Source organism: Aminobacter anthyllidis, assembly GCF_018555685.1.
GTDB lineage: Bacteria > Pseudomonadota > Alphaproteobacteria > Rhizobiales > Rhizobiaceae > Aminobacter > Aminobacter anthyllidis.
This window is the reverse complement of sequence record NZ_JAFLWW010000003.1, coordinates 563,060-580,588: the sequence shown is the minus strand read 5'-3', so window position 1 is coordinate 580,588 and position 17,529 is coordinate 563,060. Positions and strand designations below refer to the sequence as shown.

At 64.7% G+C, this 17,529-nt stretch carries 19 protein-coding genes; 7 read left to right on the top strand and 12 right to left on the bottom strand.

Annotated elements, in window-relative coordinates:
- Positions 1-126: 126 nt before the first annotated feature.
- A complete protein-coding gene (locus J1C56_RS12370) occupies positions 127-396 on the bottom strand; it encodes a DUF2798 domain-containing protein (protein WP_214389478.1) in 270 nt (89 codons plus the stop codon).
- A 240-nt stretch (positions 397-636) separates the two neighbouring features.
- On the opposite strand from J1C56_RS12370, the gene J1C56_RS12365 reads away from it, so the two are divergent.
- Positions 637-1,248, top strand: coding sequence for a LysE family translocator (locus J1C56_RS12365; RefSeq protein ID WP_214389476.1), 612 nt, complete (start codon positions 637-639; stop codon positions 1,246-1,248).
- An 84-nt stretch (positions 1,249-1,332) separates the two neighbouring features.
- The gene (locus J1C56_RS12360; protein WP_214389474.1) at positions 1,333-1,812 is read left to right on the top strand and encodes a GNAT family N-acetyltransferase; all 480 of its coding nucleotides are present in this window, start codon (positions 1,333-1,335) and stop codon (positions 1,810-1,812) included.
- Positions 1,813-1,847: 35 nt separating this feature from the next.
- On the opposite strand, the gene J1C56_RS12355 is transcribed toward J1C56_RS12360, so the two are convergent.
- Positions 1,848-2,678: an N-acyl homoserine lactonase family protein gene (locus J1C56_RS12355; protein WP_214389472.1), complete on the bottom strand. Its 831-nt coding sequence runs from the start codon at positions 2,676-2,678 to the stop codon at positions 1,848-1,850.
- Between the two features lie 155 nt (positions 2,679-2,833).
- Here J1C56_RS12355 and J1C56_RS12350 point away from each other — a divergent pair, with 155 nt between their 5' ends.
- The 4 genes from J1C56_RS12350 to J1C56_RS12335 all read left to right on the top strand — a co-directional run bounded on the left by J1C56_RS12350 (position 2,834) and on the right by J1C56_RS12335 (position 5,408).
- Positions 2,834-3,724, top strand: a complete 891-nt coding sequence (locus J1C56_RS12350) for a helix-turn-helix transcriptional regulator (RefSeq protein ID WP_214389470.1) — start codon at positions 2,834-2,836, stop codon at positions 3,722-3,724.
- Positions 3,725-3,853: 129 nt separating this feature from the next.
- Positions 3,854-4,147, top strand: coding sequence for a GYD domain-containing protein (locus tag J1C56_RS12345; protein WP_115731282.1), 294 nt, complete (start codon positions 3,854-3,856; stop codon positions 4,145-4,147).
- A 108-nt stretch (positions 4,148-4,255) separates the two neighbouring features.
- On the top strand, positions 4,256-4,546 hold the full coding sequence (locus J1C56_RS12340) for an HlyU family transcriptional regulator (protein WP_214389469.1): 291 nt from the start codon (positions 4,256-4,258) through the stop codon (positions 4,544-4,546).
- Between the two features lie 160 nt (positions 4,547-4,706).
- A complete protein-coding gene (locus J1C56_RS12335; protein WP_214389467.1) occupies positions 4,707-5,408 on the top strand; it encodes an outer membrane protein in 702 nt (233 codons plus the stop codon).
- A gap of 75 nt (positions 5,409-5,483) precedes the next feature.
- Here J1C56_RS12335 and J1C56_RS12330 read toward each other — a convergent pair whose 3' ends face one another.
- The 5 genes from J1C56_RS12330 to J1C56_RS12310 form a co-directional block, all read right to left on the bottom strand.
- Positions 5,484-6,173 carry a glutathione S-transferase family protein gene (locus J1C56_RS12330; protein ID WP_214389465.1) on the bottom strand — a complete coding sequence of 230 codons (690 nt, stop codon included), beginning with the start codon at positions 6,171-6,173 and terminating at the stop codon, positions 5,484-5,486.
- Positions 6,174-6,190: 17 nt separating this feature from the next.
- Positions 6,191-6,781: a VOC family protein gene (locus tag J1C56_RS12325; RefSeq protein ID WP_214389463.1), complete on the bottom strand. Its 591-nt coding sequence runs from the start codon at positions 6,779-6,781 to the stop codon at positions 6,191-6,193.
- Between the two features lie 92 nt (positions 6,782-6,873).
- A complete protein-coding gene (locus J1C56_RS12320) occupies positions 6,874-8,496 on the bottom strand; it encodes an ABC-F family ATP-binding cassette domain-containing protein (RefSeq protein ID WP_214389461.1) in 1,623 nt (540 codons plus the stop codon).
- 171 nt (positions 8,497-8,667) lie between these two features.
- A complete protein-coding gene (locus J1C56_RS12315) occupies positions 8,668-11,154 on the bottom strand; it encodes a PIG-L family deacetylase (RefSeq protein WP_214389459.1) in 2,487 nt (828 codons plus the stop codon).
- A gap of 354 nt (positions 11,155-11,508) precedes the next feature.
- Positions 11,509-12,117 (bottom strand): TetR/AcrR family transcriptional regulator, encoded by a 609-nt coding sequence (locus tag J1C56_RS12310; protein WP_214389457.1) that lies wholly within the window; start codon positions 12,115-12,117, stop codon positions 11,509-11,511.
- A 69-nt stretch (positions 12,118-12,186) separates the two neighbouring features.
- Here J1C56_RS12310 and J1C56_RS12305 point away from each other — a divergent pair, with 69 nt between their 5' ends.
- Complete coding sequence (locus J1C56_RS12305; protein ID WP_214389455.1) at positions 12,187-12,612, top strand: VOC family protein; 426 nt, start codon at positions 12,187-12,189, stop codon at positions 12,610-12,612.
- 77 nt (positions 12,613-12,689) lie between these two features.
- Here J1C56_RS12305 and J1C56_RS12300 read toward each other — a convergent pair whose 3' ends face one another.
- From J1C56_RS12300 to J1C56_RS12280, 5 genes are all read right to left on the bottom strand, one after another.
- Entirely contained in the window at positions 12,690-13,214 is a 525-nt protein-coding gene (locus J1C56_RS12300) for a hypothetical protein (RefSeq protein ID WP_338001429.1), read from the bottom strand.
- Between the two features lie 181 nt (positions 13,215-13,395).
- Complete coding sequence (locus J1C56_RS12295; protein ID WP_214389453.1) at positions 13,396-13,824, bottom strand: PACE efflux transporter; 429 nt, start codon at positions 13,822-13,824, stop codon at positions 13,396-13,398.
- Between the two features lie 198 nt (positions 13,825-14,022).
- On the bottom strand, positions 14,023-14,244 hold the full coding sequence (locus tag J1C56_RS12290; protein WP_214389451.1) for a hypothetical protein: 222 nt from the start codon (positions 14,242-14,244) through the stop codon (positions 14,023-14,025).
- A 149-nt stretch (positions 14,245-14,393) separates the two neighbouring features.
- Positions 14,394-14,930, bottom strand: coding sequence for a TIGR00645 family protein (locus J1C56_RS12285; RefSeq protein WP_214389449.1), 537 nt, complete (start codon positions 14,928-14,930; stop codon positions 14,394-14,396).
- Between the two features lie 401 nt (positions 14,931-15,331).
- Positions 15,332-17,365, bottom strand: a complete 2,034-nt coding sequence (locus J1C56_RS12280) for an OmpA family protein (RefSeq protein ID WP_214389447.1) — start codon at positions 17,363-17,365, stop codon at positions 15,332-15,334.
- Between the last annotated feature and the right edge of the window lie 164 nt (positions 17,366-17,529).

Sequence of the window (17,529 nt, the reverse complement as noted above, 5' to 3'; positions counted from 1 at the left end):
CTGGGGCAGTAGCTGATGCAGCAAGGCACCGGACGGGTTGTCTCGGCATGCTGCGGCGAATTGGCTTTTCGTTGGGCCCGGCAGGCGCGCCGGGCAGCAGGTCGTGCCGCCCGGTACGGTTCACGGCTAACTGGCCGGTGGTGTCGCGACGACCAGTGCCACGATGCGCCTGACCAGCGGCAGGACCAGCAGCAGTGTCGGGAACGCCACCAGCCAGGACAGCGCCCAGGCGGCGGGCCAGGTCGACAGGAAGGCCGGCGTCGGCCCGAGGCTCTTCAGCGTCGAGACGGCCGAGACCACGAAGGTCATCAACACGGACAGGACAAGTGGCATGATGATAGTGGCGTAGCGCGCAGGCAGCTTGCCGCGCGAGCGGGGATTGGAACGTAAGCTCATGGGATCACTCACTGGGAAGCGGTCCGTCGATCACGAGAGTGCAAGTCATGGCATTCCTCCCGGTCGGGACCGGTTGAATGCGTTGCTTGACGTGAGACGCTTACGGCATGCGCTGAAGGCAGCGCGGCTTAGATAGCTTTGCCTGCAACAGAATGCAACGGTGTCAGCTATGGCTTTTCGGGTGGCTTTTGCCTGATGTCGTCTTGCACTATGGTCGCCTCACCTTGAGGGAGGACGCCAGTGTCGATCGAATTCCTGCTGACCACGCTGATCATCGTCGCATCGCCCGGCACGGGCGTCGTCTACACGCTGGCGGCGGGGCTGTCGCGTGGCGGCAAGGCGAGCGTGCTTGCCGCCTTTGCCTGCACGCTCGGTATCGTGCCGCACCTGATCGCGGCACTGACCGGCCTTGCCGCGCTGCTGCACACCAGCGCGCTGCTGTTTGAGATCGTCAAATATGCCGGCGTCGCCTACCTGCTCTACATGGCCTGGCAGAGCCTGCGTGAGCATGGCGCGCTCAAGGTCGAGGCCAATGCCGATCCGCGCAGCGCCTGGCAGGTGCTTGTCGACGGCATCCTGATCAATGTGCTGAACCCGAAGCTGTCGATCTTCTTCGTCGCCTTCCTGCCGCAGTTCATCGCGCCGAATGAGGCGAACGTGCTCGGGCGCATGCTGGAGCTGTCTGCTGTCTTCATGCTGGCGACCTTCGTCATCTTCGCGATCTATGGGCTGTGTGCCGCTGCCGTGCGCGACAAGGTGACGGGCAGCCCGCGCGTCATGACCTGGATGCGGCGTACCTTTGCCGCGGCCTTCGTCATGCTCGGCGCCAAGCTGGCCCTGACGGAACGCTGACAGTGGCCCCGTCGGCCGGCTTGCCCGGCCGCCCTAGCTGGGCTTTAGTCGGGCTCGACGAGATTTTGAGCCGAGCCTGACGACATGCAGTTCAGCATTGCCCTTGAAGATCCCGCAACACCTGAGGTGATTGCGCTGCTGGAAGCGGGCGACGCCTATGGCGCCTCGCTTTACCCGGCTGAAAGCAACCACTTCCTGCCGCTGGAGGCGTTGCGAGCACCGAATGTACGTTTCGTGGTCGCCCGCGACGGGCAGGGCACGGCCGTCGGCACCGGTGCGGTTGCGATGTCGGCCGATTTCGCCGAACTCAAGCGCATGTGGGTGGTGCCGGGAGCCCGGGGCAAGGGCCTTTCCAAGTCGATCCTCGCCGACCTCGAGGCGAGGACCGTCGAGGCAGGCCATACGCTGTTGCGCCTGGAAACCGGCATCGACAACCGCGAGGCGCTGGCGCTCTACGAGCGCAAGGGCTTCGTCCGCCGCGGGCCCTTTGGCGACTACCGCGAGGACCCGCTCAGCGTGTTCATGGAAAAGCAGCTCGGCGCGGCGACCGCCGCGACTGCCTGATCGCTGGTGCGGCGGAGCGCTTCCTCTGTCTCTACCTATTTTGCGCCGGCCGGGAAGGCGGGCAGCTTGGCGATGTCGTTGGCGTCATGCTGGACGACGAGCGTGGCGTTCAGCGCCTTGGCCATGTCCTGAAGCCTGTCCATCGACGCCAGCGACTGCGCCCTGTCGACGTTGAAGGGCGGCACGCCGTTGTTGTCGAACTGCTCCTCGAAATGCACGGTGTCGCCGCTCAACAGAACCGCGCCCTGGCCGGCGAGCCGGACCAGCAGCGAATGGCTGCCATGGGTGTGGCCGGGCGTCGACAGCATGACGACAGAGCCGTCGCCGAACACGTCCTTGTCGCCTTCGACGGCTTCGAGCGCACCCTTGCCGTCGAGCCATGGCTTGACCAGCGACGGGTCGACGGCGAAGGCCGGCGGCTCGGCCCGGAAGCCATCCAGGTCGGCCTTGCCGATAAGCAGCCTTGCCTGCGGGAAATCGGCGGCCTGGCCGACATGGTCGAAGTGGTTGTGGCTGATGCCGACGGTTTCGATCTTCTCCGGAGCGACGCCGATCTCGGACAGCTGGTCCTTGATCGTCGTTGCCAGGCTCGGCTTCATGCCGCCGCCTTCCTGCGACGCGCCGAGCAGCGCTGCCGGCAGGCCGGTGTCCCACAGCATGTAGGATGCGTCGTGGCGGATCAGATAGCAGCTGTCGGTGAGCGTCCGTTCCTCGCCCTGATACCGAAGCGTGTCGGAGAATGCGGAGAGGTCGCCGATCCTGATCGACCCGCAATCGAGGCGCCAGAGTTCGACGTCGGCGGCCTGTGCGGCGCCGAATGCCGGCAGCGCCAGCATGGCGGCGAGCAGATATTGTCTTGGGTTCATTTCGGATCTCCTTGATGCGGCGACGGCGTCGATTGCCGGCGCGGCGCCAAAATGGTCCGCCGATGTCGGCGAGGCGTGCCCGGAATTGGCGCCACATGTGCCCGAAACGCTCAAAGTGAGGTCGACAGAGCTTTGGCGGGCGCTACATTGCCGGCATGCTCAAATCTGTCGAAGACGCCCAAGGCACATTGTCGCGACGCCTGCTGCAGCTGCTCAAGCCGCTCGCCATGGCGAGCCGAACTGCTCGCGGGCCGGGCTTCCACAGCCATGCCCGCCAGCTGTTCAGCTATTGCTGCATCGAGCGCGAGCGACTCGCGAGCGTGGTTTCGGAAATGCCGAGGATCGGCATCGTGCTCAGCGGCGAAAAGGAGTTCTGGCTCGGCGATGCCGGCCAGCGTTTCGTCGCCGGCGACGTGTTCGTGCTGCCGGCGGGTACGGCGTTTGACGCGGTGAACATTCCCTCTGACACGAGCGGCCTCTACGAATCGCTGCTGGTCGAGATCACCCAGGTGCCGAAATGGGTGCAGGAGATGCCGGGTGCCCGTCCGGCCGCCGGCTTCGACCTGCGCGTGCCGCTGTCTCAGGAGCTCGTCGATGCGCTCGGCCATGCCGCGATCTCGCTCGGGGGATCCGATCATGCGGCGGCGCTGGCCGAACACCGCCTCGCCGAGGTGCTTATCCTGCTCAGGAAGATGCCGGTGGCCCAGCTGCTGTTTGCGCAGTCGCTGGCCGAGCGCGCGGCATGGCTGGTGGCGCGTGCGCCATCGAAGCGCTGGACGGCCGAGGAGATCGGGCGCGAACTCGGCGTCGGTGCCTCGACGCTGCGGCGCAAGCTTGTCGAAGCGGGCACGTCGCTGCGCGGCGTCCAGGCATCGGCGCGGATGCAGCTGGCGCATGAGATGCTGGTGCGTGGCGAGGGCAACCTAACCGATGCCGCCGATGCGGCTGGTTACGCGTCCAGATCGCATTTCGCCCGCCGCTTCCAGGCGGTCTATGGCGCTTCTCCCGCGCAAGTTCGGCTGCGCCAGGCAGCACAGCCGAGCTGATTGCGCTCTGCCTTGCCGGAATGCCGGCAGGAGAGGATACTTGCGGGTGTGGATGCATTTGAGGGCGATGACCCGGATGCCCGCCCCGGCTTGATGGCCGTGCTCCGTGGCACCGGAGGGAGGTGTGCCATGACGACATACATCATGCTGATCAACTGGACCGACCAGGGCGTGCGCGACGTGCGTTCGTCGCCCAAGCGGCTCGATGCGGCCAAGAAGCTGCTCGGCGACATGGGCGGCTCGTTCAAGCAGTTCTACCTGACGATGGGCGAATACGACATGGTGGCGGTTGCGGAGGCGCCTGACGATGCGGTGGTGGCGCGCTTCGCGCTGATCCTGGGACAGGGCGGCAACATCAGGACGCGCACGCTGAAAGCCTTCCCCGAACTTGCCTATCGCGAGATCATTGCTTCGATGGGCTAGACGCATGCCACGGCGCGCGCATGCCGCGTGCGCCGTGGCCCGGTTCGAAACGCCTCGACTGAATCAAGATGACCGTCTAAGCTTCGGAAAAACAACGGGAAGAGCAAGATGTCGTTTCTGAAGAGGCTATTTGGCGGTGGCGGCGGGGCGGCCGAGACGTCGGCGCCAGCGGTCGCCAAGGAGATCGAATACAAGGGTTTTGCCATCAAGGCGATGCCCTACAAGGAAGGCGGCCAGTTCCAGACCTGCGGCATCGTTTCCAAGGATGTCGATGGTGTCGTCAAGGAACACAAGTTCATCCGTGCCGACCGTTTCGCAGCCCTCGACGATGCCGTCGAAGTGTCGCTGACCAAGGGGCGCCAGCTCGTCGACGAGCAGGGCGAGCGCATGTTCGGCTGAGGCAGGGTGTCTTCGACCAGGTTTCGTCGCCTCGATGTCGGTCCATCATGTTGCCCTAATGCAACTTGCTGTCGCAATGCATGCCAAGCAATCGCGATCCTGCCTTGCGCATCATTTTCATGAAACCCTAGGGTGTTCACATCCGATTCTGGGGACGCTCATGAAATCCGTTCTTCTCGCATCGACCATTCTCCTCGCCGCAACCGGCGCCGGCATGGCGGCTGACGCGGTGGCCTCCGACCCGGTTGGCGCGCCCTACAGTTGGACCGGCTTCTACGCCGGCGTCCATGGCGGCTATTCCTGGGGCAGCGGCGATGGTGCTTATCCGGAACCTGGTGTCGGGCAGTATGAGACGGCCTATCCCGAGGCCCAGGGCGGGCTGTTGGGGGCGCAGGTCGGTTACAACCACCAGTGGGGGTCGTTGGTCCTCGGTATCGAGGGCGATCTGTCTTATTCCTGGGCAGACGGAAGCTCCAGAATTAATACGTTCCCCGGTGGGTTGGACGCCGATGGCCGGACGGACAGCGAGTACACCTATCTTGCAAGCATCACCGGCCGCGCAGGCTATGCGCTGGACCGCACCTTGTTCTATGCCAAGGCTGGCATTGGCTTCACCCGGCTCGAAATCAACGATTTCGACGATCCCAATACTTTCAACGCACGCGGATCCGAGACGCTGACGGGCTGGACGATCGGCGGCGGCGTCGAGCATGCCCTGAACGACAAATGGTCGGTCAAGGGCGAGTATCAGTTCTATCGCTTCTCGGGCGACGTTGCCGTGAACGATCCCGTGGCCTTCCGCACCTACGAAGGCGATTTCGACGTGCACGCCGTCAAGATCGGCCTGAACTACAAGTTCTGAGGCGTCATTCCTTCGCCATCAACCCCGGCCTCGTGCCGGGGTTTTTTGTTTCCGAGGTGGATGGCTGTTGCAAGCCTACCCCAGTGACCTGACGTAGCCGATGTAGCCGCGCACGTCGGCGGCGGGTTCGGCGTAGGCATCGCCCAGCGATTTCTCCATCGCCGCGACATAGGCCTTTGCCCAGCCTGGCAGCGGATAGTCGATGACGGCGAGGAACTCCAGGGTCGCGGCGAGCCGGATGTCGGCGATGGACGGCTTGTCGCCGCCGATGAAGGGCTGGTCCTTGATGTAGAAGGCGCGGAACACGTCGAGCGGCTCGGCGAGGGCTTCGACGGCGGCCTGGCGCGCCTTTTCCTTGGTCGGGGCATCGGCGTCGCTGTGGCCGACTTCACCAGGATATTGCGGGAAGTTGAGCGCCGGGTAGGTGGCGCGCGCGAGATAGGGATAGAAGGTGCCGATGAGATAGAACATGGCGCTGTCGATCATCGCGCGCCGCTCGGGATCGCTGGGGTAGAGGTTTTCCAGCCCGTGCTTGTTGGAGAGATACTGCATGATGGCGCAGCTCTCCCACAAAACGCCGTTGGGCAATTCGGCGGTTTCGATCATCGGCGTGAGATGGGCCGGGCATGCCGCGAGATATTCCGGCGTCCTGGTCTGGCCGTAGACATCGTTTTCGGTGAAGCCGAGACCCGACGCACGCAGGAACACGCGCGCGCTCATGTTGTTGACGCTCGGCTTGATAACGTTGAGCTTGATGTCGGCCATGTCAGCTTCTCCCAGCCTCAGTTGTTGCGATAAGGGTCCTTGGGCTCGCGCCCGGCCGACAGGGTCGACCGGCTGCGCTCGGTGAGCGCCTCGATGGCGTCGGCCAGGTGGATTTCGGCGATGTTGTAGTCGCCACGGGCGACCCTGACCTTGTGGGCTTCCATCAGCACGTCGGCATGGGTGTAGCCGGCCGGCGGCTCGAACCGGTAAGAGGCGAGCTCGATCAGCAGGCCGAGCGGGTCTTCGAAATAGATCGAATCCATGAAGCCGCGATCCTTGACGCCGCTGTGCTTGATGGCGCGCTCGTCCAGGCGCTCGACGGCCTGCAGGAATGTCACCCGCGAGACGGCGAAGGCGATGTGATGCACGCAGCCGATGTCGGTCGGTGTCCGCTTCGGATCGGGTTTGCGGTTCTCGTCGGTGAAGATGGTGATCAGGCGGCCGTCGCCAGGATCGAAATAGAGATGGCTTTCGCTGGCCTTGTCGAGATTGGGCTGCTCGAAGATGAAAGGCATGCCGAGCAGGCCTTCCCAGAAATCGATCGAGGTGTTCCGGTCAGCGCCGACAAGGGTGATGTGATGTACGCCTTGGGCCTGGAGCTTTCGCATGTGCCATCCTCCGATGGCATCAGTGTCGCACAAGCCCCGTCACAAGCAATAGATCGAGGGGATTGCCCGGACCGGTGTCGTGGCGTTCGAGCTTAACTGCGCAGGCCGGGGGCTTCCTGGCCGGTGCGCTCGACATATTCGGTGTAGCCGCCGCCATAGGTGTGGATGCCGTCGGGGGTGAGCTCGAGCACGCGGTTCGACAGCGCCGCCAGGAAGTGGCGGTCGTGCGAGACGAACAGCATGGTGCCCTCATACTGCGACAGCGCCGTGATGAGCATTTCCTTGGTGGTGATATCAAGGTGGTTGGTCGGCTCGTCGAGCACCAGCAGATTGGGCGGATCAAACAGCATGATCGCCATGACCAGGCGGGCCTTTTCGCCGCCTGACAGCACGCGGCACTTCTTCTCGATCTCGTCGCCGGAGAAGCCAAAGCAGCCGGCGAGCGCGCGCAGCGGCGCCTGGCCGGCCTGCGGGAAGGTGTCTTCCAGCTGCTGGAACACGGTGCGGTCGCCGTCGAGCAGGTCCATGGCGTGCTGGGCGAAGTAGCCCATCTTGACGCTGGGGCCGCGGGCGACGGTGCCGTTGTCGGGATTGGAAGCACCGGCAACCAGCTTCAGCAGCGTCGACTTGCCGGCACCGTTGATGCCCATGATGCACCAGCGCTCGCGGCGGCGGACCTGGAAGTCGAGGCCTTCATAGATGGTCTTTGAGCCGTAGCTCTTGTGCACGTTCTTGAGCGTGACCACGTCCTCGCCCGAGCGCGGCGCGGGCTGGAATTCGAACGACACCGTCTGGCGGCGCTTGGGCGGCTCGACCTTGTCGATCTTGTCGAGCTTCTTGACCCGGCTCTGCACCTGGGCGGCGTGCGAGGCGCGCGCCTTGAAGCGCTCGATGAAGGCGATTTCCTTGGCCAGCATCGCCTGCTGGCGTTCGAACTGGGCCTGCTGCTGCTTGTCGGCCAGCAGGCGCTGCTGCTGGTAGAACTCGTAATTGCCGGAATAGGCGGTCAGCGAACCGCCGTCGATTTCGACGACCTTGTTGACGATGCGGTTCATGAACTCGCGGTCGTGCGATGTCATCAGCAGCGCGCCGTCATAGTTCTTGAGGAAGGCCTCGAGCCAGATCAGGCTTTCGAGATCGAGATGGTTGCTCGGTTCGTCGAGCAAGAGCGCGTCGGGGCGCATCAGCAGGATCTTGGCGAGCGCCACGCGCATCTTCCAGCCGCCGGAGAGGGCACCGACGTCGCCGTCCATCATCTCCTGGGAGAAACCAAGACCGTCGAGCACCTCGCGGGCGCGGCCGTCGAGCGAATAGCCGTCGAGCTCCTCGAAGCGGCCCTGCACCTCGCCGTAGCGCTCGATGACCTGGTCCATCTCGTCGGCGCGGTCGGGGTCGACCATCGCGGCTTCCAGTTCGCGCATCTCGGCGATCAGCTCGCTGATCGGGCCGGCGCCGTCCATCACCTCGGTGACCGGGCTGCGGCCCGACATGTCGCCGACGTCCTGGCTGAAATAGCCGATGGTGACGCCGCGATCGACCGAGACCTGGCCCTCGTCGGGCTGCTCCTGGCCGGTGATCATGCGGAACAAGGTCGTCTTGCCAGCACCATTGGGGCCGACGAGGCCGACCTTCTCGCCCTTCTGGAGGGCTGCCGAGGCCTCGATGAAGACGAGCTGCTTGCCGTTCTGCTTGCCGATGTTTTCGAGACGAATCATGTTTTGTAGGACCCAGAGGATGTGTCGGGTCACCACGTCATCGGTTGCGCCCGTAAAAGAGATCGCCCGTAAAGCATCCGGAGCCTTGGCGCGCAAGGGCTAGCAATGTCACAGGGATGAACTTGGTCCGGGAGAAGAGGCCCCGGCTGTCGCCGGGGCCTCTTGCTCAGGTCAGGCGGGCTGGACCAGGTTGGCGAGCAGGCGGAAGGCGCCCGGCACCAGCTTGTCGAGCTGGTGGTGCAGCACGAGCGAGGTGTGGGTGTGGCGGCCCTTGCCGATCTCGGCCGACAGCAGCGAGCCAGTGAGCTTGTCTTCACCCTTGTCGCTCATCGCCAGCAGCGGCTTGTAGGCCTTGTCCCATTCGGAGGCGAAGTAGAGGCCGCGTTCCTTGTCCCAGTTGGCCCAGTCCTCCGGCCCGATCTTGTTGGGCTTGTTGAGCAGAGGGTGTTCGGGCTCGAGGATATCGACATCCGATTTGGCGTCGGTGACGCGGTAGCGGATCGAGGGCGAGCCGATCTTGAGGAACAGCGGCGGCACCTTTTCCGCATCCCAGCCGTCGCTCGGACGATGGTAGAGCGTGACCAGATGGCCGCCATCCTGCACCCATTTGTGCAGTTCGGGCACGGCCTTGGCGAGATCCTTGCGCTTGCCGAAAGCGAAGATGCCGACGACGATGGTCTTGAGGTCGCGATAGCTGCCCTGTTCGACATCGGCGGGGCTGAGCTCGACGACGTCGATGCCGAGCCGCTTCATCCACAGCCCGACCTTGTCGTTGCCGCCGCTGATGTAGCCGACCTTCAGCCCGGTCAGCTCGGCGCCCACCGTCTGCACCGGAACCGAGACCCTGGTCGGCACGACGGAGCGGCCGATATGCGGGTAGGTGAAGGTGTTGATGGCATAGGCATCCTTGCCGAGCAGCTGCGGCTCGATGGCAAAGCGGGTCTCGCCGGGCTTTGCCGGCGGCTGCAAGTCGAAGGTGCCAGAGTTATCAGACGCTTCACCCGACGGGTTGAGCGCCCAGCCCTCGGGCAGGTCGATCTTGAGGTCGCCGACCTTGGCGTTGGTGACAGTCGCGGTCATGGCGACAGGCGCCAGGTCAGCCGCCGTGTTGAACACCACTGCATCCGGCTTCAGCTCGAGCGATGCCGCGGGCACGACCCTGAGCGCGTCTTCGAGATCGACGTCGAGCACCGCCGAATGGCCGCCGATCCTGGCGGTCAGGCGCACGAAGGCATCGCCATTGCCGCCAAGCGGGTCGAACTGCTCGGTCAGCGGGTTGGTGAGCTCGGCGTCGGCTGCCACCGAAAGCTGGTCGTTGCTTGATGTGAGGCCCTTGCGGGCGATGATCTCGGCCGATTCAACGACAACGTTTTCAGGGGCTTCGACCAAGGTCTTGATGGTGATGCTGTCGCCCGGCTTGAGGTCTTCGCCGTCGGTGAAGGCCCTGACATGCATGCCGGAGGCTGTTGCCAGAACCAGGTCGATTTCGCGCGCCTTGCGTTCGAGGCGGTGGGCGACCTGGGCACGGAGCTCCTGCGGCAGCTGCTTGCGCGCCTCAGCGATGGCCTTGGCGATCTCGACTGCCTTGGAGACCACCACGACCGGGTCGCCATAGTCGGCGATGGCCTCGTCGATCAGGCCCTGCGCATTGCGCAGCGCGTCGGCCGAAGAGGCCGGCATGCCGTCGAGCCTGGCGATGTCGCCGACGGTGGCGATCAGGCCCTCGCGGATGTCGCTTTCGCTCTTAGCCGGCTCACCCTTGGCGACGCGGGCGAGGTGCAGCTGCCATTCGGTCTGCGGCTCCTCGCGCCATTTGCCCATGCCCTGGGTCAGGTGGCAGGAGCGCGACCACTCGCCCATCTGCGGGAAGGTGGCGCCGGAGATCTTGTCGCGTTCGGGCGCGGTGACCGTCAGCGTTGTCGGGGGCGGGGGTGTTTCGTCGTCATAGACGCCGCCACCGCCGCCATAGGCCGGCGAATAGATCTTGGGCACGTTCCACGGGTCGAGGCCGGAGGCGATCTGGTCCGGATATTCCTTGGCATCGCCCGAGATGTCGGCGGTGACGAAGGTGGCAACGACCGCTGCGCGGTGCTGGCCGTGCTGGCCCGGCACGTCGAGGAAGCAGTTCATGACGATGTCGGGCTTGTACTGGCGGAAGGCCCAGGTCATGCGCTCGACGACACGGTCGCGGCCCCAGCGGTCGATGGTGGCGTTCGGGTCCTTGGAGAAGCCGAAATCATGCACCGAATCTGAATGGCCGCGGCCGCCGAAGGCGAGCGAGGCGTCGAGCAAGCGCGAGGCTTCCTGCATTTCGCGGGTGCGCAGCACGCCGAGCACCGAGCCGCGCTCGGCGCCGATGTTGTTCTGGCCGCCTTCGCCGCGGGTGATGCAGTAGAGCACCGGGCGGATGCCGTAGACGTGGCGCAGCGCGGCAAGCAGGCCGCTCGGCTCGTCGTCGGGGTGCGCCCCGGTGGTCATGAAGGTGAGTGTCGAGGTCAGCCGCTCGAGGCGGCGGTGCAGGGTCACGATTGCCGGCTCCAGCTTCTGCCGGGCGATCAGCTCGAGGTCGGTGGCGGGCGCGGCGTGCGCGGCAGTGCGCATGGCCAGAAGGGCAGGCGGCAGCGAAGCGATGAACAATCGCCGGGTCATCGTGGACATGGAAATCTCCTCTCGTAATCAGGGGGCGCCCAGAGGTGGCAGCTCCCCTCCCGTGGGCGCCTCCGCTGGCCAACGGGGCCAGCCATGCAGACTATGGCCAGAAGATAAAATAACTCAAGTAAGTTTATGTAATTGAGCGGATGCTGTTTGAAGAGGCAAAGCCACCGCAAGCCTGACCGCCAGGAACCCCGGTGAGACCGGTGTCCATATGGCTTTCGGAACGACAGCGGAGCGTGGGATTGGCTTCGGCGCGCGGTCGGGCGGCCGGTCTGGCCCGTCAATGACCAGCAACTGGCTCAACCATGCTGAGGCGAGTGGCGCCGATCTGTTGACGACGGTGGAAAGGCGGTGGGGTCAGCCGTTGCCGGCCGGTTCGACCATCAGGCCATCGATCAGCGCCGAGATGACCGCGACCTGGTCGGCGAGGGGCGCGCCGGCGTCGATCGCCAGCGCCGCACGGTCGAAGGTGGCGGCGAGCAGGCTGGTGAGGGCTGTAAGCGGCAGCTTGCGCATGGCGCCGGCGCGCATGGTCGCTGCGAGGCCCTCACGCAACGTGCGGTTGCCATGGCGGTCGTCGATGGCGTCCATGCCGGGGCGGCCGAGCACGGCGGGGCCGTCGAGCAGCAGCAGCCGCGTGCGCCCCGGCACCTGCATCGCCCGGAGATAGGCTTCGGAGCCGGCCAGGAGCGCTTCGCGGGCGCCAAGGGCAGTGGGTGCAGCGCGTTCGACCTCCTCGGCAACCGCATTCGCCTCCTGCTCGGCAACTGCGGCGAACAGCGCCTGCTTGTCGCTGAAGTGGTGATAGAGCGCGCCGCGCGTCACGCCGGCCGCAGCCACGATCTCAGGCGTGCTCGTCTCGGCATAGGATTTTTCGGTGAACAGCCTGCGCGCGGCGGCGATCAGGTCGCCGCGTGTTGCCTCGGTGCGGTCACGGTTGGAGCGGCGTTCGTTTTTCACTTGCATGCATGCAGCCTGTATGTTAATTCACATTTACATGCAGACTGTATGTTGACTGAGGAGAGAAGGAAAGCCATGAAAACGACCAGCTATTATCCCGTGCTGATGACCGGCGACGTCGCCGGCACCGCCGCTTTCTACGTCAAGCATTTCCGCTTCGCGTATGAGTTTGACGCCGGCTGGTATGTCCATCTGCGGTCGACGGAGGACAAGCGCGTCGATCTCGCCATCGTCCAGGGCGACCACGAGACGATCCCCGAGGAGGGGCGCGGGCGGGTCACCGGCCTGCTGATCAATTTCGAGGTCAAGGATGTCGATGCCGTGCATGAACGGCTCGTCGCGGAAGGGCTGCCGATCCTGCGCTCGCTGCGTGACGAAGACTTCGGGCAGCGCCACTTCATCACCAGGGATCCCAATGGCGTGCTGATCGACGTCATCACGCCGATCCCGCCGAGCCCCGAGTTCCTGGCGCTGTATGTGCCGGATAGGGTTGACGCCTGACGCAAATGAAAACGGAGGTGCCGCGAGGCACCTCCGTTAGAATTCCGTCAGGCTTCAACGCCTGGCCACGCACATGGCTAGTCCTGGATGAAGCACCGCTTGCGTGCGCCGGGCGCCGGATCGCCGAACGTATCGTTGTCGCAGTCGACGCCATCGCGGAAGACGCCTTCCTCGAACTGGTTCATCGTGCCGTAGCGGACGCGCTTGCGACCGTAGAAGTCGCAATAATCGTTCTCGTTGGCGCAGACGACCCAGCGCTTGCGGCGCGGTTCGCCGTAGCCGCCGTCGCCATAGTCGCGGTCACGCCGGCCGCGTTCGACGATGTAGCATTCCTTGCGCATGCCCGGTGCCGGGTCGCCGAAGGTGCGGTTCGAACAGCGGACCGCGGGGCCGTCGATGTAGCGCGACGTGGTCCTGCCTTGCGCGCCATAGACGACCTCGGCCGGATAGGGCAGGCGGCAGGTGCCGCCTTCCGATGCGCAGCGGATCAGCCGTTGAGCCTCTGCAGGGGTGGGGGTGAACGCGGACACGGTTGCCGCCAGTCCGGCGATGCAGATCGATGCGAAGGCCGTCCGCATCGTAAGTGTTTGGGCGATTGACACGATAGATGTCCTCGAATCGTTGGAGGCCTCAACTTTAGCGGGCTTGGCTTGAACGCAAGATGAATGCGGCGTTTTGAAGAAAGGTTTTGCGCCTGACCAGACACTGTGCCCACACGGTAAGCAAACGAACACTGGAGCTGTCCCCGAGCTTCTCATCGGCCTGACCGCGGTCGGTCCGAGCCTAAGCCTTGGCCGGGCGCTCCTGTATTGGATAGACGCGGTCGTAGGCCAGGTTGAAGACGAATGCGTAGACCATGTAGAACAGCGCAAAGGACGCATCCATCAGCAGCGCCTGGAGAAGGCTTATGCCGAGATACCAGGCAATGAACGGCATCAGGACGGCAAGAAGCCCGACCTCGAACAGGACGGCGTGAGCGACACGCACCTGCAGCGATTTCCGCACGCTGCCTTTTACGGCCAGAAGCAGGTGGTCGAAGCCGAGATTGAACAGGTAGTTCCAGACCGTCGCGATCGTCGCGCTGACGATGGCGACGACGCCGATGTCGCCCACGGGCATATGGAAGGCCCAGGCGCCAAGCGGGGTGACGAGCGCCAGCCCGATCAACTCGAAGCTGACGGCGTGACGGACACGATCAAAAGTGGTGCGCATCTCAAACCCCTGGGGATTTCGGCCCGTTCCGAAAAAGCGTCCCAGATGGGGGAGATGGTCCTCGCTTCCGAGGCGAGATTAGTAAAGCCGGGCCAGCTGTTCAATACTGCCGTGGCCGGCCGTTCAACGCCCCCATGACCGTCGGAAAACCCTGGGAGGCACGCAATTGCCGTCGTGCGCGGCGCCGGTATTGCCTGGCTATTTCCTGCGATTGGCAAGGATCGTGGCAGCGCCTGCCAGTGCAAGCACGAAGCCGGCAATGAAGGGCGGGATGAATACGGCCAGTGCCTCCGTGTCTTCCCAGCGCAGCCGGAAATCATTGCAGCCGGTGCCGCAGCCATAGGCGTTCAGCCAGACCCAGCCGCCAAAGGTCACCGCGCAGACCAGGATGCCCAGGACGAGCAGTGCATATCCCAACAAACGCAGGGCAGCCTCCGAGCAAATGAAAAACGGAGGTGCTGTGCAGCACCTCCGTTCGTCCCTGTCAATCTGCGGTACGCCCGCCGAAGCCCAGTCAATCCAACAAGTTGGCCAGCGCGGCTGAGGAAATGAATCCGGCCAGCATCCGTTCAGATGTTCGGGCCGTCCTCGGCGCCGGCCTTCTTTTCGCTCTTGGAGAGGCCGGTGAGGCGGTCGATGTAGGCGAGCAGCAGCGCCGACAAGACGAAGGTCAGGTGGATGATCGTCAGCCACATCAGCTGTTCGGAGGTGTATTGCTGGTGGTTGAGGAAGACCTGCAGCAGGTGGATCGACGAGATCGCGACGATCGTCGAGGCGACCTTGATCTTGAGCGAGCTGATGTCGATGGTGCCGAGCCAGTGGACCTCGCCATCGTGGTTGTCGAAGCGGCTGACGAAGTTTTCGTAGCCGGAAATGATGACCATCACCACGAGTGAGGCGACCAGCGCGGCATCGATCAGCCCGAGCACCTTGAGGATGGTGTCTGTGTCGTCGAGCACCATCACCTTCATGACGAACTCGTACAGCTTCCTGACGAAGGACAGCGCGTAGATGCCGAGCGCCACGGCGAGGCCGAGGTAAAACACCACGAGCAGCCAGCGCGAGGCGAGGATGATGGATTCAACGGCGTGTTCGAGGCGCTTCATCAATATTCGTCCGAAGGTTGGGAAGTGTGGAGTTTCGGGCTGGCGCATCGGATTCAGGAGCGAAACCGTTCCAAGGAAGCACGATGCCGGTTCAAACATTGGAGCACCCTCGCGAAAGGACGGCGCTCGACGAGCAAATGCAACAGCTTGGCTGATAAAACAAGGCCCGGCCGCTGGAGGGGGGATTCGGCCGGGCCTGATCTCCTGAAACGCCGGAGATGGGACGGGGCAGGGAACCACGTCACCCACAAAGTGGCATCAAAATCCAGCGATTCAATGGCCAAAGCCGGGTGATCGCGTGATTGTTACCGGCGATTCCGTGGCCAGACAGGGCGCTGGATCAAGGAAAGGCCCGCTCCCCGCGTTGCGCGGAGCGGGCCTTGTTTCGTTGTCGCCTGGCGCTAGTTGGCGCTGGCGATCGGCGCCACCAGCGGCGTGATGCGGCGAATGGCGACGCGGCGGTTTTCGCGCTCCGGCTTCTGCGACTTCACCTTGAGGTAACGCTCGCCGTAGCCTTGCGTCGACAGGTTCTCCGGCGCGATGCCGAAGACATTGGTCAGCGCATCGGCCACGGCCTCGGCGCGGCGATCCGACAGCGCCAGATTGGCGACATCGGAACCGACGGCGTCGGTGTGACCCTCGATGAGGAAGGTTTCGGCCGGGTTCTTCTTGAGCAGTTTCTCCATCGCATTGGCGACGCCCTCAAGCTTGGCAATCTCTGCCTCGGGGATCGAGGCCGAGCCGAACTCGAAGCTCAGTGTGTCAAGGTCGACGCGGCGCGCAATATCACGCACGCGGGCCGAGCGCTTGACCTCGTCGACCGAATAGAGCCGCTTCACGCGCTCCACCGGAGGACGCTCGAGGAAGTCGTAATAGGCGTTGTCATCCTCGACATATTGCGCGTCGAGAATGTACTCGTTGCGCGGGATATGCAGCTGCAGCGGCGGCAGGTCGAGACCCGGATCGCGCCACTCGTCCATGCCCTCGTAATACTGGTCGTCGACATAGCTCAGCACATATTCGCGGCCGTCGGGCGTGATGCGCGAACGTTGCACGACGTCGCCATAGCGGTTGCGGATGGTGATGATCTGATTGCCGTTGTCGCGAATGATGACCTCGCGGGTTCTGCCGCGCGGCAGGTCCTCGTAGTAGACCTCCTGTGCGTCGCGCGTCATGCGCGGGCGGTCGTTGCTCTCGACGATGATCTGGTTGTTGATCTGGATGATCACGCGGTCGCCGATCTCGCGCAGGAACTCGCTGCCTTCAGGACGCGGCCTGCGGCGCAGGTCGAACTCGGGCATTTTTTCGATGCGGGTACCCTTTTCGGCGGTGACGGCCTGGATATCGACAGGCTGGGCGGCTTCCGTGGCGGTCTTGTCGTCGACCGGCGGCGGGCCGGGATCGACGGGCACCGGTACAGGCTGCGCCGTCTGCTCGCCAGTCTGGCCTTCGGGCGCCGGCTGGGCGGGCTGGCCTTCGGCAGCCGGCTGCCGGCCACCGGCCTGGGCGGGCGGCGTTTCCTTCTGGCTGTCGAGCAGCGGTGCCTCGTTCGGGTTCACCGGCGGCTGGTTCGCAGGCGCTTCGCCCTGCTGGGCAGGCTTTGCCGCCGGCTGCTCGCCTGTCGCGGGTTGTTCGCCCGTTGCCGGCTGCTCGCCTGTCGCGGGCTGCTCCGTCGATGGCTGCTGTGCGGCAGGCTGTTCGCCCTGCGCGGGAGCTTCGCCGGATGGAGCCGTCGTTTCGGGCGCCGGGGCAGGTGTGGGGACCTGTTCGGGTGTCGGCTCGGCAGGTTTCACTGCGGGCTGTTCGGCGGGCTGCTCGGCCTGCGGCTTTTGCTCGGGCTGTGCTTCGGGCTGAGGAGCGACCTCGGGCGTCTTGGCCGGCTCCTCGGCTTGCGGCTCTGGCTGCGGCGTCGCCTCCGGCTCGGCAGCGGGCTGTTCTGCCGGCTGTTCGGCGGCGGGCTCGCGCTTCTTGCGCTTGGGGGCGGGCTCTTCCGCCTGCGGCTGAGGCTCGGGTTCGGCCTGCGGGGCGACCTCCTGCTGAGGTGCCGGTTCTTCCGCCGGGGCCTCGCGCTTCTTGCGGCGCGGCTCGGGTGCCGGCTCTTCGGCCTGGGGTGCTGGTTGCTCTGCCTGCGGCTGCGGCGCGGGTTCGGCCTGCGGCTGAGGTTCGGGCTGGGGCTCAGGCTGCGGTGCCGGCTCCGGCTGGGGGGCAGGTTCTGCCTGCGGCTCGGGAGCGGGGGCTTGCTGGCCGGCGCCCTGGCGCGCGGCGCAGGCTTCCGCCGATTCGCCTTCCTGGCAGTCCGACTGGATGCGGATCAGCGGCAGCGATGTGGCTGCGTCGGCCAGCGGGCCGTTCGGCAGCGGCATGGCGCCCAACGGCGCGGATGCCATGAACAGGCCGATTGCCGTGCCTGCGAGAATCCGTGGTTGGCGTTTCATCGTTGGAAATCTCCTCGAAGTGAAGTTTGGTCCCGTCCCGGCCCAAACAGATGGAACCGTCAATGGTTCCGCTTGGCGTGGCAGTCGCATCGCATCGGGGCGATTGCCCGACATCAACAAGGCAATATCGTGGTTTCGCTGAACTGGCGATGAATGCGAACCTT

Bases quoted from the DNA above. Each gene is read 5' to 3' on its own strand.
- J1C56_RS12370 (WP_214389478.1), bottom strand. From the start codon at position 396: ATGAGCTTACGTTCCAATCCCCGCTCGCGCGGCAAGCTGCCTGCGCGC.
- J1C56_RS12360 (WP_214389474.1), top strand. From the start codon at position 1,333: ATGCAGTTCAGCATTGCCCTTGAAGATCCCGCAACACCTGAGGTGATT.
- J1C56_RS12355 (WP_214389472.1), bottom strand. From the start codon at position 2,678: ATGAACCCAAGACAATATCTGCTCGCCGCCATGCTGGCGCTGCCGGCA.
- J1C56_RS12350 (WP_214389470.1), top strand. From the start codon at position 2,834: ATGCTCAAATCTGTCGAAGACGCCCAAGGCACATTGTCGCGACGCCTG.
- J1C56_RS12345 (WP_115731282.1), top strand. From the start codon at position 3,854: ATGACGACATACATCATGCTGATCAACTGGACCGACCAGGGCGTGCGC.
- J1C56_RS12340 (WP_214389469.1), top strand. From the start codon at position 4,256: ATGTCGTTTCTGAAGAGGCTATTTGGCGGTGGCGGCGGGGCGGCCGAG.
- J1C56_RS12335 (WP_214389467.1), top strand. From the start codon at position 4,707: ATGAAATCCGTTCTTCTCGCATCGACCATTCTCCTCGCCGCAACCGGC.
- J1C56_RS12330 (WP_214389465.1), bottom strand. From the start codon at position 6,173: ATGGCCGACATCAAGCTCAACGTTATCAAGCCGAGCGTCAACAACATG.
- J1C56_RS12325 (WP_214389463.1), bottom strand. From the start codon at position 6,781: ATGCGAAAGCTCCAGGCCCAAGGCGTACATCACATCACCCTTGTCGGC.
- J1C56_RS12320 (WP_214389461.1), bottom strand. From the start codon at position 8,496: ATGATTCGTCTCGAAAACATCGGCAAGCAGAACGGCAAGCAGCTCGTC.
- J1C56_RS12315 (WP_214389459.1), bottom strand. From the start codon at position 11,154: ATGTCCACGATGACCCGGCGATTGTTCATCGCTTCGCTGCCGCCTGCC.
- J1C56_RS12310 (WP_214389457.1), bottom strand. From the start codon at position 12,117: ATGCAAGTGAAAAACGAACGCCGCTCCAACCGTGACCGCACCGAGGCA.
- J1C56_RS12305 (WP_214389455.1), top strand. From the start codon at position 12,187: ATGAAAACGACCAGCTATTATCCCGTGCTGATGACCGGCGACGTCGCC.
- J1C56_RS12295 (WP_214389453.1), bottom strand. From the start codon at position 13,824: ATGCGCACCACTTTTGATCGTGTCCGTCACGCCGTCAGCTTCGAGTTG.
- J1C56_RS12285 (WP_214389449.1), bottom strand. From the start codon at position 14,930: ATGAAGCGCCTCGAACACGCCGTTGAATCCATCATCCTCGCCTCGCGC.
- J1C56_RS12280 (WP_214389447.1), bottom strand. From the start codon at position 17,365: ATGAAACGCCAACCACGGATTCTCGCAGGCACGGCAATCGGCCTGTTC.